Origin of the sequence: Streptomyces sp. KL116D, from assembly GCF_030766975.1 — a bacterium.
In the GTDB taxonomy this organism is placed as follows: Bacteria; Actinomycetota; Actinomycetes; order Streptomycetales; family Streptomycetaceae; genus Streptomyces; species Streptomyces longispororuber_A.
The window spans coordinates 32380-46392 of record NZ_JASERH010000081.1 but is presented as its reverse complement, the minus strand read 5'-3'; the positions used below and the strand labels follow the sequence as shown (position 1 = coordinate 46392).

Sequence of the window (14013 nt, the reverse complement as noted above, 5' to 3'; positions counted from 1 at the left end):
CGGCGTCCCGCCGCGTCGCCCCGGCCCGCTCGGCCCGCGCCCCGGCCTCCTCGGCGCGCTCCAGGATCCGGCGCAGCGCGGCGCTCTGGGCGAGTACGGCCAGCGCGGCGGCATACGGGTCACCGGCCGTCCCACGGCGCAGCGCGGTGAACTCCGGCGACTGTGCGAGCGCGGTGACGGCCTCGTGGTGGGGCAGCCGGGACGGGTCCATCTCCGCCGGTGCGCGCAGCCGGGGAACGGCCAGGTACGCGGCCAGGAACGCGTCCGCGAGGAGGTCGGCGGCGTGGGCGTGGCGGGCGCTCAACTCCTCGGCGAGCTCGCGCAGTCCGGCCGCCTGCTCGTAGGTGTCGCGCCAGGTGAGACGGTCGACGTGGTCCGCGACCACGGCCGTCGTGTGCCGCCCGGTCCCGGCAGCCCGCACCAGCCAGGTCGCGGCCGCGCCCGCCGGGTCGCCGGGCGGGTCCACGGCGTTCAGAGCTGCGCCTGTACCGTCGACGCGTCCACGCCCAGGGCCTCGGTGAGCACCCGGGCGCGCACGGCGCGCTGCCGCCCGGTGACCCGGTCGATGGTGGCGGTGGACCGCCCGGCGTCCACCGCCTCCGCGTGAAGCTGCTCGAGCCGCTTGCCCGCCATGGCCAACTGGTGGTGCGCCTTCCTGATCACCCAGTCGCTCAGCGCCTCCCGGGACTGTCCCGCCATCGCGTCCAGATGGGCCGCCAACTCCTCGATGGTGTCGCCCAGTTCGAGTGCTTCCTTGGCATCGGGATTGACCAGGTGCAGCACCTCGCGCTCCACGGTGGGCCGGTCGGCGGGGGAGTCCCACAGCACATGCGTCAGGACCGGGAGGTCCCGCTCGCCGACCGCCGCCCGGCCGTCCAGGTACGCGGACGCCTGGAGCAGCCGCACGGCCTGCCGCCAGCGCCGGTCGGAGGCGACGAGCTCCTTGCGGCGCAGGGCCGCCCGCAGGGCGCACACCGCGTCCACGATCGCGTCGGGCACGGCCACGGCCGGGACGTCCTCGGCGACGGCGTGCTGCAGCGCTGCCAGGCCGACCGTGGTCCGGGCCGGTGCGGCCGGCCGGTTGACGGCGGAGCGGACCAGGGCCGCGAAGTTCGTGGGGTCCTCCAGATAGCCGACCTCGATCCGGACCAGGAGCCGGTCGTAGATCGCGGCGGTGTCCTCCCCGCCGGGCAGTTCGTTGCTCGCCGTGATGGCCCCGATCAGCGGGCAGCGCACCGGTTCGCCGCCGTTCTCCGGGTGGTAGATCCGCTCGTTGAGATAGCCGAGCGTCTCGTTCAGCGCCGCCGTCGAGCACTTGAAGATCTCGTCGACGAACGCGATGTGCGCCGTCGTCGCCCGGCCGTCGTAGACCTGCCGGTACTCGCCCCTGGCCAGCGCGGCGACGTCGATCGGCCCGAACATCCGGGTCGGCGCGGTGAACTTCGACAGCAGGATCTCCCAGTACGAGGCGCCCACCACCCGGCCCGTGAGCTCCCGGGCCAGCTCGGACTTGGCCGTCCCCGGTGGTCCGAGGAGCAGCGAGTGCTGCCCCGCCAGCAGCGTCACCACCAGTGTCCGCACCACGTCGGCCCGCTCGTAGAACCGGTCCGCGAGCTCGTCGCAGACGGCCCGCAGCCGCCCCGCCGTGTCCTGTGCCTCCGGCCCGTCCATGCACAACTCCCGCCCCCGCGCCCGTACGGGCACCCCGGACAACATAGCGCGGGCGGTCGTCCGGGATTCACCCGTACGGCCCCAGCCCGATGGCTCCTCAGACAGGCCGGGACCAGGCTGAGGCGCAGTCACCCGGACGCAGGAGGACCCCATGACCACGACCGACCTTCCCGTGGACGACGGCACCGACGCGCAGGACGCCGACCGGGGATTCGTCGCCGCGCTGGAACCAGGGGTCGTCAGGAACGCGGACGGGGCCATCGTCTGGAACAGCGACGCCTACGCCTACCTCATGGAGCAGTCCGAGCCCGCCGACACCGTGCACCCGAGCCTGTGGCGGCAGGCCGCGCTCTGCGCCCGCCAGGGCCTGTACGAGGTGACCGACGGCCTCTACCAGGTGCGCGGACTCGACCTGTCCAACATGTCGCTGATCGAGGGCGAGCGCGGCGTGATCGTCGTCGACCCGCTGGTCTCCGCGGAGGTCGCCGCGGCGGCGCTCGGCCTGTACCGCGCCCACCGGGGCGACCGGCCGGTCACCGCCGTGGTCTACACCCATCCGCACGTCGACCACTTCGGCGGCGTGCGCGGTGTGATCAGCCCGGACTCGGACGTCCCCGTGGTGGCCCCCGAGCACTTCATGGAGCACGCCGTCTCCGAGAACGTGTACGCGGGCACGGCGATGATCCGGCGCGGCATGTACTTCGGCGCGGCCGGCACGCCGTTCGGCCCCACGGGGCAGGTCAACATGGGCCTGGGCATGGCCACGTCGACCGGCGCCGTCGGGCTGATCCCGCCCAACCTGACCATCACGAAGACCGGCCAGGAAGAAGTCCTGGACGGCGTCCGCTTCGTCTTCCAGATGACACCGGGCACCGAGGCCCCCGCGGAGATGAACTTCTACCTCCCCGAGCGGCGCGCCCTGTGCATGGCCGAGAACTCCTGCCACACCCTCCACAACCTGCTCACCCTGCGCGGCGCCCAGATCCGCGACGCCCGGATGTGGTCCCGCTACCTCAACGAGGCCATCGAGCTGTACGGGCACGAGGCCGACGTCGTCTACGCCTCGCACCACTGGCCGACCTGGGGCACCGACCGCATCGTCCGCTTCCTCTCCGAGCAGCGCGACATGTACGGCTACCTGCACGACCAGACGCTGCGCATGATGAACACCGGGCTGACCGGCATCGAGATCGCCGAGGAGATCCAGCTGCCGCCCGAGCTGGCGAAGGCCTGGCACGTCCGCGGCTACTACGGCTCCGTGTCGCACGGCGTGAAGGCCGTCTACCAGCGGTACATGGGCTGGTTCGACGGCAACCCGGCCCATCTGTGGCAGCACCCGCCGCAGGCCCAGGGCGAGCGGTACGTGCGGGCGCTCGGCGGCGCCGACCGGGCCGTCGAGACCGCCCGCACCTTCGCCGACGAGGGCGATCTGCGGTTCGCCGCCGAACTGGCCTCGCACGTCGTCTTCGGCGCGCCGGACCACGCGGGCGCCAGGGAACTCCTCGCCGACGTCCTGACCCGGCTCGGGTACGGCGCCGAGTGCTCGACCTGGCGCAACTTCTTCCTCGAAGGCGCCCACGAACTGCGCGACGGCGTGCCGAAGACCGCGATCGCGCTCGCCGCGAGCCTGGCCTCCGCGCTCTCCGTCACCCAGGCCTTCGACTCGCTCGCCATCCGCGTCAACGGGCCGCGCGCCTGGGGCGTGCGCCTGACCATCCTGTGGAACGTGATCGACCTGGGCGAGACGTACCGCATGGAGCTCTCCAACGGGGCGCTCATCCACTACGCGGACCCCCGGGACACCAGCGCCGACCTGACCCTGACGCTCACCAAGGCGCAGCTGATCGGACTGCTCGCCGGCCACGGCCTCGACGGCATCGGGCAGGAGGGCGACGCCGCCGTCCTGGCGCTGCTCCTGGGCACGCTCGACGAACCCGACCCGAACTTCCCGATCGTGACGCCCTGAATCCCGACGGCCCGACCTTCGCGTCCTGCGGCCGGCCCCGCAGCGCCTCCACGCGGTTGCGGGGCCCGGTCTTCGCGGGCCGGAGCGGTCATGCGTGCGCGGTCACCGGCCGGGCCGGGGCGGCCGGAGCCTGGGCGGCGACGCGGCGTGCGCTGTAGGCGCGCAGCCGCAGCGTGCACCAGATGCCGACCGCGGAGACCACCATCAGCGCGACGGCCGGCGGCCAGTACGCGCCACCGGCCAGCGCGGACAGCCACACGGCGGTGACCGGGGCGAAGCCCGCGAAGACCAGGTTGCAGACCTGGTACGACAGCGAGATGCCGGTGTAGCGCACGTGCGGGTCGAACCCGTCGGCGAGGATCGCCGCCATCGGCCCGTACAGCGCGGACATCACGAACCGCATGGCCAGCATCATCAGGTAGATCCCGACGACGCTGCCCGTGCCCAGGACCATGAACTGCGGTATCGAGAGCAGCACCACGCCCGCGAGCCCGCCGACCACGACGCGGTGCGCGCCCACCTTGTCGCCGAGCAGCGACAGGAACGGGGTGACGACGAGCTCCAGGAACGCCGCGAGCGAGAGCCCGTTGAGCAGCATCGACTCGGACAGGTGCTGGTCCTCGGTGCCGTACGAGAGGAGGTAGCTGGTCACCACGTAGTAGCCGCCGGTGGCCGTGGCCAGGGAGAAGACGCCCACCAGGACCGTCTTCCAGTCCTTGCGCAGCACCTCCGCCACGGGCAGCTTGCCGACCCCGCCCTTCTCCTGCCGGGTGTGGACCTCGTCCATCACCGGGGAGTCCTCCAGCTTGGTGCGCACGACCAGACCGATGACGACGAGGATGGCGGAGGCCAGGAACGGCACGCGCCAGCCCCACGAGTCGAACGCCGCGTCGCCGAAGAGGTTCATCAGGCTGAACATGCCGGTGGAGAGCAACGCGCCCACGGACGAGCCGAGTTGGGCGAACGAGCCGAAGAACGTCGCCTTGCCCTCCGGCGCGTTCTCGACGGCGATGAGCACCGCGCCGCCCCACTCGCCGCCGATCGCGATGCCCTGGACGAGGCGGAGCACGATGAGCAGGATCGGGGAGAGCACGCCGACCTGGTCGTAGGTGGGCAGCAGACCGATCGCGAACGACGCGACGCCCATCATCAGCAGGGTGATGACGAGGGTCTTCTTGCGGCCGACCCGGTCACCGATGTGACCGAAGACGATGCCGCCGAGCGGGCGCAGCAGGAAGCCGACCGCGAAGGTGGCGAAGGAGGAGATCGTCTTCAGGGCCGTCGGCATGTCGGCGGGGAAGAAGACGTCGTTGAAGACGATCGCCGCCGCGGTGGCGAAGGCATAGAAGTCGTACCACTCGATGGAGGTTCCGGACAGAGCGGCGAAGGCCGTTCTGAACGGGCTCTGCGGCGAGCGGGTGGTGGTGCGGTCCGGCACGGGGGCCTCCGGCGGAAGGAGTGCGGTCGGGGACGGGAACTGCTCGGGCGTGGGGAGTGGCGTCGGCGCGGAGCCGGGCCCGGCGGCCGGGCCACGGACGGGATCGTCCGGCCGCCGGGGGAGTGGGTCAGCGGCCCGGTGCGGCCCAGGCGCGGCTGCCGCCGACCCAGGTCTCGCGCACGCGGATGCCGGTGAGTTCGTCGGCGGACACCGTCAGGGGATCGGCGTCCAGGACGGTGAAGTCCGCGAGCATGCCGGGCGCGAGGGCGCCGACCGCGTGCTCGCGGTGCAGGGCGCGCGCGGCGGCACCGGTGTGCGCGTGCAGACCGGCCTCGACGGGCAGGCGCAGCGCCTCGTCGCCGAGGACGGTGCCGAGCACGGTGCGGCGGGTCGCGGCGGCGGCCACGGCCTCCAGCGGGGCGGGCGGGGCGACCGGGGCGTCCGAGGAGAAGACGACCGGGACGCCGGCGGCCGGGCACAGGCCCGCCGGGTTGTAGCGGTGGCCGAGGTCGCCGACGGCGGTCAGCGTGCCGTCGCCGGTGCGCAGGTGGTGCTGCGGCTGCATGACGGGGACGACGCCGAGGCTGCCCATCCGCCCGATCTGCTCGTCGGTGGGCAGCCCGCAGTGCTCGATGCGGTGCCGCATGTCGTCGCGCGGCCGGTCGGCCTGTGCCTTCTCGATCGCGTCGAGCACCATGCCGATGGCGTACGGCGACTGGGCGTGGGTCGCGGTCTGCAGACCGGCGGCGTGGGCGCGGCGCACGATGTCCGCGTACTCCTCGACCGAGTGGTACAGCTGCCCGTGGTGGCAGCAGTCGGCGGCGTAGCCCTCCGGGAAGTAGGCGGTCCAGCCGCCGAGCGTGCCGTCGGCGTAGAACTTCACGCCCTGGATGCGGAAGAGGTCGTCGCCGAAGCCGCGCACCGCGCCGAGTTCGAGGGCGGTGTCGAGCAGCGCCGAGGTGAGGTAGGCGCTCACGCGCATGCGCAGCGAGCCGTCGGTGCGGGCGCGCAGGTAGGTCTCCATCTCGCGGCGCGAGACCTGGGCGTCGCCGATCGTGGTGACACCGGCGGCGAGGAACACCTCCTGGGCGCGCAGCAGGTGGTCGTTCATGATCGCGTCGGGCTCGGAGAGGTGGAAGTTCGGGCCGTGGTTGCCGATCTTCACGCCGGCCGGGCCGGTGAGCAGGTCGCAGGCCGCGTCCCACAGCTGTCCGTCGGGCTCGCCGTTCGCGAAGTGCCCGATGCTGCCGCCCTCGGGGGACGGGGTGCCCGCGGTGATGCGGCAGGTGCGCAGGGTGTGGGAGTTGACGACGCCGCCGTGCCCGGAGGCGTTCATGACGTAGACCTCGCGGTCGTCGGCGACGCGGTCCAGGTCGTGGCAGCTGGGGTGGCGGCCCTCGGCCAGACGGCGGTGCTCGTAGCCGAAGCCGCGCACCGGGACGCCGGCGGGCAGGTCGCGGGCGGCCTCGCGGAGCACCGCGACCAGGGTGTCGATGTCGCCGACGCGCTCGGGCCGCAGATCGACCCAGGCGAGCGCCTGCCCGTACATCACGGGGTGGCAGTGGGCGTCGACGAAACCGGGGTGGACCAGGCCGCCGTCCAGGGCGAGTTCCTCGTCGGCGCGGCCGCCGAGCGCGGCGCGGGCGTCCTGGGCGGTGCCCACGTGCACGACGCGGTCGCCGCGCACGGCCAGCGCCTCGGCGCGGACCGGGGTGCCCGCGGCGGCGACGGCGGCGCCGGTGACGAGCAGGGTGCGCTCGGGGGACTCGGGGTGTCGGGGCATGGCAGGCCTGCTTTCGACCAAAGACGTTCAGGGGGAAGTGCCGACAGACGATTCGGCTTGCTGAACCATAGAGAGCGAACGACTGATTGACCAGTGGGGATGGTTAAGAAGTTTTGTAAAGTTGAATCGCTCTTTTGATTCCGGATCGACTGTCGGATCCCCTGTCGTCCTGTCAGGCCGTTCTGGGGCCGAGGTCGTACCGCTCCTTGACCAGCTCCAGGTGCAGCCAGCTCTCCACCTCGCGCACCGCCGTCAGTTCGCGCATCTCCTCCAGCGTCGTGCGCACCGCGGCGAACGACTCGGCGGTGATCGTGCCGACCAGCTCCGCGCGGCCCAGGCAGGTCGACAGGAACGTCACACGGTCGAACCGGGCGACCCGCTCGGCCACCGGCGCCGCCGCGCCGTCGACCCGCAGGCTGAAACCGCACAGATAGCCCATGCCCAGGACGTCGGGGCGCACCAGGGCGACGACCTTCGCCACCCCGCCCTCCAGCAGGCGCAGGGTGCGCGAGCGGGTGGCGCCGGCCGACAGGCCCACGCGCGCGGCCAGTTCGGCGAACGGCAGCCGGCCGTCCTCCTCCAGCTCGGCGAGGATCCGGTCGTCCGTGGCGTCCTGGAGGGTGACGGCCGGCTCGCCGCCCAGCAGGTAGGGGTCCTTCACGTGCCGGGTCGCGATCAGCGGATCCACTCGCCGCACGCCCTTGAGGGCCCGGATGTGCTCGATGGTCCGCTCCAGCTCGGTCGCGTCGGCCGTGCGCAGCTCCGCCATGATCGAGCGCCGCCCGCTGGTCAGCGTCACGAACGGGGCCTGCGGCAGCGTGGCGATCTCCCGCGCGACCGGGGCCGAGGCGCCGTCCGTGTCGATCGCGAGGTGCGCCGACGCGGTCAGCCCGCGCACCGCCGGGTGCACGATGGCCACCACCCGCACCGCGCCCGTCTCCTGCAGTCGCTGCACCCGCATCCGGGTGGCCGGCCGGGACAGACCCACCTGCTGCGCCAGCGTCTCGTAGGTCAGCCGGCCGTCGGTCTGCAGGCTCCGCACGATCGCCAGGTCGGTCTCGTCGAGATCCACGTGCCGGTCTCCTCCGTCGTCCAGGGCGCGGCCGCGGGTCCGGCCGGTCTCCGGGCTCATTCTTACGTGCCAGCAGTGCAGCCGTCTCGGCGGCCCTGGACAGATGACGCGAAGGAAACGTAAGTTTCACTCCTGCCCAACGATCGAATCATTACTGGAGTGTGGCGCGTGAGTGCACCCGTTGCCGTCATCACCGACACGGAGGAGCTCGACCCCGAGCCCGCGGTGCGGCTGCTGTCCGAAGCGGGCTTCGAGGTCCGGGTCGTCGGGAGCCGTGACCCGGAGGCGATCGCCGCCGCCGCGCACGACGCCGACGCGCTGATCGTCGGCTACGCGCGGATCGACGCCGCACTGCTCGACCGGCTGCCCCGGGTGCGGATGCTGGCCACCATGTCCGCGGGGTACGACATGATCGACACCGCCGAGGCGGCCCGCCGCGGCCTGTGGGTGTCGAACCTGCCGCACTCGGCCACCGAGGACGTCGCCGTGCACGCCCTCGCCCAGCTGCTCGCGCTCGCCCGGCGGCTGCCGCAGGCCGACGCCGTGGTCCGCGGTGGCGGCTGGAACACCGACTTCACCGAAGTGCCGCGCCGTGCGAGCGAGTTGACCCTCGGCCTGCTGGGCATGGGCCGCATCGCCCGCACCCTCGCCCGGCTCGCCGCCCCCGTCCTCGGCCGCGTCGTCGCCCACGACCCGCACGCCGCCGACTGGCCCGACGGCGTCGAACGGGTCGACCTCGACACCCTCGTCTCCACCGCCGACGCGCTCTCCCTGCACGTCCCCTCGACCCCGCTGACCCGGGGCATGGTCGACGGACCGCTGCTGGCCCGGATGCGCCCCGGCAGCCTCCTCGTCAACGTCTCCCGCGGCGACCTCGTGAACCCCGGCGCCCTGCTCGCCGCGCTCGACGCCGGACAGCTCGCGGGCGCCGCCCTGGACGTCTTCCCCGTGGAGCCGCCCGCCGCCGACGACCGGCTGCGCAGCCACCCGCGCCTGCTGCTCTCCCCGCACAGCGCCTTCCTCACCGACGCCTCGCTGCGCGCCTACGTCACCGAACCCGCGCGCAACGTCATCGCCTGGTGGACCACCGGCCGCCCGCACACCCCGGTCGTCGTCCCCGACACCACGGCCGCCCCCGAAGGAGCCCTCGCGTGACCGACATCCTCACCACCCCCGACGCACCGACGGACCAGGCCGCGGAGGAACTGCGCCTGCGCCGCGAACTGGCCGCCGTCTACCGGCTGGTCGCGCACTTCCGGATGACCGACCTGATCTTCACGCACATCTCGCAGCGGCTGCCCGGGCCCGACAACCACTTCCTCATCAACCCCTACGGTCTCCTCTTCGAGGAGATCACCGCCTCGAACCTGGTCAAGATCGACCTGGCCGGCAACCCCGTCGAGCCGACCCGGCACCCGGTCAACCCGGCCGGCTTCGTGATCCACAGCGCGATCCACAAGGCCCGCCACGACGCCCACTGCGTGCTGCACACCCACACCAGGGCGGGCTGCGCCGTCGCCGCCCAGCAGGGCGGCCTGCTGCCGGTCAACCAGATGTCGATGGAGTTCCACGACCGCGTCGGCTACCACGACTACGAGGGCGTCGCCCTCAACCTCGACGAGCAGGAGCGCCTCGTCGCCGACCTCGGCGGACACCCCGCGCTGATCCTGCGCAACCACGGTCTGCTCACCGTCGGCGACAGCGCCAAGCAGGCGTTCCTGCGCATGTACTACCTGGAGAAGGCCTGCGAGATCCAGGTGACCGCCCAGGCGGGCGGCACCCCGCTGGTCCTGCCGTCGGCGCCGGTCGCCGAGTACACCGCGCGGCAGCTCACCGGCGAGGCGTCGTCCGACTTCGAGGACCACGACGCGTACGACCTCGCCTGGGCCGCCCTGCTGCGGCTCGTCGAGCGCACCGCGCCCGACTACAAGGACTGAACCCCGGTCCGCGCAGGATGGAGCCCGCCCCGGGGCGTGTCCGGGGCGGGCCGGGCGCGCGGCACATCTGTCCGGAACTCCCTTGCGCCGCACGTGTGTTGCGCATGGGTGCGGCTGCCGCCCGTGTCCGCATCGCTGCGTGCGGCAGCGGGCGCCAGTCGTGTCCTCCACCGGCACGCTCTCCCGGGCGCCCTCACCCACCCCGTGGCGCCGCCCGGGAAGCGGACGACCACGGCGACCTCAGTGCCCGAGGCGACTTCGGTACTTGCCGACCGCGTGTGAGGAGCGAGCCGCGGACACCCGCTCGCCCCTTTCCGGTGAGGGCGGCGCGCGGCGGTCGCTCACCCCGGTCGTCGACGCCCCGTCCGACCTGCGCGACTGCCGCCCCGCGGGGCTGTTCGGCCACCCGTGAGACGTGCGCCGAGGCCCCGCCGCCCACCGGACGCCGTCGCGCACGGCGTTCGGGTGGCCGAACTCCGCCTCCACTTTCCGGCCACGTCCGCCGCGCCCCCGAACGGACCGGCGCGGCGAGCGGATCCGGCCATGTGCGAAGCCGTTCCGTTTTGTTGCCCGGAATCAACATCCGCTTCAGTCAAGGGACTTGAGGCGAATGTGATGGACGCTGCGGCTCCACGGGTGCGTTGAAGACCCGGAAAATCCGCGTCATCACAGGTCACACGGCATGCCATGGCCGTCATGGCACCCGCTGGCGCCACCCGTTCGCGGAACCGGCTTCAAATCTTGAGCACAAATTACACACATCCCTCTCTCCAGGCGGGTTCCGATGGTCTAGATTGACCGTGCTTCGCATGCTGGGACACGAAGTGACAAATGATGATCTATAAGTCCGGAGCCACAGATATGCAGCAGGAGTGTCTGCGGCGCCAGGCGTAAGGGGGACCAACTCTGGTACGTCCAGGGGGACTTCGGGTGCGGGGAGCATTCGAGTCACCAGGGGTACCGGAGCACCTCGGACGCCCGGCAGGACGTGCGGCTCCGCCCGGACCAGGGCGAGTCGCACGAGCAGGGCAGCGGTAGCCGGGATGTGACGTGCGGGAGACGGGGGTCTCTCGCCGGGGAGAGCAGCGCGGCGCGCGGGGGGCGGGGGCCTCCCGGGGGAGGAAGCGTGCGGGAGACGGGGGTCTCCCGGGGGGAGGCACTGTGTTGGGCGACCACGTTGTACCACTGGGGACCGGGGGGGTTCTGTGCGGCAGGGGGGATTAGTCGGCCCTTTTCCGTCGGCGCGCGGGCGTCTGACGAACGGGGTCATCAGTCAGCCCGCGAAGGACTGGGAGCAGCGGTACCGGCGTACCGTGATCACCAGCGACACCGTGGCCACGGCCATGGTCGTGGCCTCGATCGGCAACTTCTTCGGGGTCAGGGACGCGGCCAACTGGCACGAGAAGTGGGGCATTCTCGCCTTCGGCACCGAACTCCTGGTGCTGGCGGCGCTCGCGGTGAGCAGGGCCTGGGCCCCGGCCGTCCTCGGCCAGGGCGCCGAGGAGTTCCGCCGGCTCGGCCGCTCGCTGTTCACGGCGACCGTCGTGCTCGCGCTCGGCGGGATCGCCCTGACCTCGCGCAACATCAAGCTCTGGATCTTCGTCGCGATCCCCGCGATCGCGCTCGTCACGATGACCGAGCGGTATCTGCTCCGCCTCTGGCTGCACAAGCAGCGCAAGGAAGGGCGATGCCTGAGACCGGTGCTCGCCGCCGGCAGCCCGGCCACCGTGCGCGACCTGATCGTCCGCACCCGCAAGTTCCCGCACCTCGGCTGGCGCGTGGAAGCGGTGTGCACCCCGGACGGGCTCGGCCTCGACGGCGACCACCTGGACGGCGTCCCGGTCGTCGGCCCGCTCACCGACGCCGCCAACCACGTGCACCGCGACGGCTACCGCGTCGTCGCCGTCACCCCGGCCCCGCACTGGTCCCCGGACCGGCTGCAGCGGCTGGCCTGGAACCTGGAGGGCAGCGACGCCGAGATGGTCGTGGCCCCCGTGCTGATGGAAGTGGCCGGACCGCGGCTGCACGTCGACGCGGTGCTCGGGATCCCGCTGCTGCGGGTCAGCATGCCGACCTTCACCGGCGGCCGCCGGGCGATCAAGGGAGTCGTCGACCGGCTGGGCGCGGCGTTCCTGCTGGTGCTGCTCGCGCCGCTGATGATGCTCGTCGGAATGCTCGTGCTGATGGACAGCCGGGGCGGCGCGCTCTACCGCCAGCGCCGGGTCGGCAAGGACGGCCGCGAGTTCACCATCTTCAAGTTCCGCACCATGGTCACCGGCGCGCACGGAGCACGGGCCGAGCTCGCCGAACTCAACGAGGGCGCGGGCCTGTTGTTCAAGCTCCGCCGCGACCCGCGGGTGACCCGGGTCGGATCGGTACTGCGCCGTTACTCGCTCGACGAGCTCCCGCAGCTCCTCAACGTACTCACCGGATCGATGTCACTCGTCGGCCCGCGCCCTCCGCTGCCGGAGGAGTCGGCGGCGTACGGCCCGGACATCCGGCGGCGGCTCCTCGTCAAGCCGGGACTCACCGGCCTGTGGCAGATCAGCGGACGCAGCGACCTGCCGTGGGAGGAAGCGGTCCGGCTCGACCTGCGGTACGTGGAGGACTGGTCGCTCGCCCTGGACGCGGTGATCTTGTGGAAGACGCTGCGCGCGGTGCTGCACGGGCAGGGGGCGTACTGATGCGCGGGGACGGGGGGCGCCGGTCGACCGGCGCGCGGACCGCAGGCCACCAGGGCCTGCACAGGGGGAGGAACGAGTCATGAGAGTCAGCGTGTTCGGACTCGGCTACGTGGGCTGCGTGTCGGCCGCGTGCCTGGCCAGCATGGGCCACGAAGTCATCGGCGTGGACGTCAACCAGGTGAAGGTCGACCTGGTCAACGACGGCAAGGCGCCGGTGGTCGAGGAACGGATCGGGGAACTCACCGCCGACGTCGTACGGACCGGCGCCTTACGCGCCACAACCGACGTCCGGGAGGCGATCCTGGGCAGCGAGGTGTCGCTGATCTGCGTCGGCACGCCCTCGGAGGCCAACGGCAGCCTGTGCACCACCTACTTGGAGCGGGTCACCGAACAGATCGGGACGGCGCTCGCCGAGCGCGGCGGACGGCACACCGTCGTGTTCCGCAGCACCATGCTCCCGGGCACCTGCCTGAACCTGCTGCTGCCGATCCTGGAGAAGACCGTCGGCGGCACCGCCGGCGTCGACCTCGGCGTCGCGGTCAACCCGGAGTTCCTGCGCGAGGGCACCAGTGTCCGGGACTTCTTCGACCCGCCCAAGACCGTCATCGGCGAACTCGACCCGGGCAGTGGCGACGCCGTGGCCGCCCTGTACGAGGGCCTGCCCGGCGAGGTGTTCCGGGTGCCCGTCCAGACGGCCGAGGCGATCAAGTACGCGGACAACGCGTTCCACGGCCTCAAGATCGGCTTCGCGAACGAGCTGGGCGCGGTCTGCCAGGCGCTCGGCGTCGACCCGCACCAGGTCATGGACGTGTTCCTCGCCGACCGCAAACTGAACGTCAGCCCCGCGTACCTGCGGCCCGGGTTCGCCTTCGGCGGCTCCTGCCTGCCCAAGGACCTGCGCAGCCTGGTGCACGCCGCGCAGCGCGCCGACGTCGCCGTGCCCATCCTCTCCCACGTGCTGCCCTCGAACTCCGCCCATCTGCAACGCGCGGTGGAGCTGGTCGAGCGCACCGGGAAGCGGCGGGTGGGCCTGTTCGGCCTGTCCTTCAAGCCCGGTACCGACGACCTCCGCGAGAGCCCGCTCGTCGAGCTGGCCGAGCGGCTCTTCGGCAAGGGATACGACCTGCGGATCTACGACGCCAACGTGAGCCTCTCCCGGCTGATCGGCGCGAACCGCGAGTACATCGAGACCCGGCTGCCGCACCTCGCGCAGCTGCTCGCGGACTCCGTCGACGAGGTGCTGGAGCACGCCGAGGTGTGCCTGGTCGGCACCAAGGACCCGGCCGTGCTCGCCGCGCTGCCCCACGGTGACGACCCGGTGATCGTCGATCTCATCCGCCTTCCCGACGCCGAGACGCGCCGGACCGAACCGGGGTACATGGGCCTTGTCTGGTAAAGCACGCAGCACCGAAGCGAACGGCACCGACGCACACGGCACCGAAGCGAACGGCACCGAAGCGCG

Annotated in this window: 10 protein-coding genes and 1 pseudogene; 6 read left to right on the top strand and 5 right to left on the bottom strand. The window is 72.2% G+C overall.

What is annotated here, in order from left to right:
- Both RBJ77_RS31165 and RBJ77_RS31160 read right to left on the bottom strand, forming a co-directional pair.
- Nucleotides 1-466, bottom strand: a pseudogene (locus tag RBJ77_RS31165) (hypothetical protein); the annotation flags it as partial.
- Between the two features lie 5 nt (nt 467-471).
- A complete protein-coding gene (locus RBJ77_RS31160; RefSeq protein WP_372348035.1) occupies nt 472-1671 on the bottom strand; it encodes an AAA family ATPase in 1200 nt (399 codons plus the stop codon).
- A gap of 151 nt (nt 1672-1822) precedes the next feature.
- Between RBJ77_RS31160 and RBJ77_RS31155 the strand changes: the two genes are divergently transcribed.
- Nucleotides 1823-3637, top strand: coding sequence for an alkyl/aryl-sulfatase (locus tag RBJ77_RS31155; protein WP_372348034.1), 1815 nt, complete (start codon nt 1823-1825; stop codon nt 3635-3637).
- Between the two features lie 88 nt (nt 3638-3725).
- Here the strand turns inward: RBJ77_RS31155 and RBJ77_RS31150 are convergent, their stop codons facing one another.
- The 3 genes from RBJ77_RS31150 to RBJ77_RS31140 all read right to left on the bottom strand — a co-directional run bounded on the left by RBJ77_RS31150 (nt 3726) and on the right by RBJ77_RS31140 (nt 7930).
- Nucleotides 3726-5075, bottom strand: coding sequence for an MFS transporter (locus RBJ77_RS31150; protein ID WP_372348033.1), 1350 nt, complete (start codon nt 5073-5075; stop codon nt 3726-3728).
- Between the two features lie 127 nt (nt 5076-5202).
- Nucleotides 5203-6858, bottom strand: a complete 1656-nt coding sequence (locus tag RBJ77_RS31145) for an amidohydrolase (protein WP_372348032.1) — start codon at nt 6856-6858, stop codon at nt 5203-5205.
- A 172-nt stretch (nt 6859-7030) separates the two neighbouring features.
- Entirely contained in the window at nt 7031-7930 is a 900-nt protein-coding gene (locus RBJ77_RS31140) for an Lrp/AsnC family transcriptional regulator (RefSeq protein WP_372348031.1), read from the bottom strand.
- Between the two features lie 168 nt (nt 7931-8098).
- Between RBJ77_RS31140 and RBJ77_RS31135 the strand changes: the two genes are divergently transcribed.
- The 5 genes from RBJ77_RS31135 to RBJ77_RS31115 all read left to right on the top strand — a co-directional run bounded on the left by RBJ77_RS31135 (nt 8099) and on the right by RBJ77_RS31115 (nt 13947).
- Complete coding sequence (locus RBJ77_RS31135) at nt 8099-9085, top strand: C-terminal binding protein (RefSeq protein WP_372348030.1); 987 nt, start codon at nt 8099-8101, stop codon at nt 9083-9085.
- Entirely contained in the window at nt 9082-9867 is a 786-nt protein-coding gene (locus RBJ77_RS31130) for a class II aldolase/adducin family protein (protein WP_372348029.1), read from the top strand. The genes RBJ77_RS31135 and RBJ77_RS31130 overlap by 4 nt, the downstream gene beginning before the upstream one ends.
- A gap of 265 nt (nt 9868-10132) precedes the next feature.
- On the top strand, nt 10133-10279 hold the full coding sequence (locus tag RBJ77_RS31125; RefSeq protein ID WP_372348028.1) for a hypothetical protein: 147 nt from the start codon (nt 10133-10135) through the stop codon (nt 10277-10279).
- Between the two features lie 793 nt (nt 10280-11072).
- Complete coding sequence (locus tag RBJ77_RS31120) at nt 11073-12551, top strand: sugar transferase (protein WP_372348027.1); 1479 nt, start codon at nt 11073-11075, stop codon at nt 12549-12551.
- 79 nt (nt 12552-12630) lie between these two features.
- Nucleotides 12631-13947 (top strand): nucleotide sugar dehydrogenase, encoded by a 1317-nt coding sequence (locus RBJ77_RS31115; RefSeq protein WP_372348026.1) that lies wholly within the window; start codon nt 12631-12633, stop codon nt 13945-13947.
- Nucleotides 13948-14013 lie beyond the last annotated feature (66 nt).

Coding starts and splice junctions, on each gene's coding strand:
- RBJ77_RS31160 (WP_372348035.1), bottom strand. CDS start 1,671: ATGGACGGGCCGGAGGCACAGGACACGGCGGGGCGGCTGCGGGCCGTC.
- RBJ77_RS31145 (WP_372348032.1), bottom strand. CDS start 6,858: ATGCCCCGACACCCCGAGTCCCCCGAGCGCACCCTGCTCGTCACCGGC.
- RBJ77_RS31115 (WP_372348026.1), top strand. CDS start 12,631: ATGAGAGTCAGCGTGTTCGGACTCGGCTACGTGGGCTGCGTGTCGGCC.
- RBJ77_RS31155 (WP_372348034.1), top strand. CDS start 1,823: ATGACCACGACCGACCTTCCCGTGGACGACGGCACCGACGCGCAGGAC.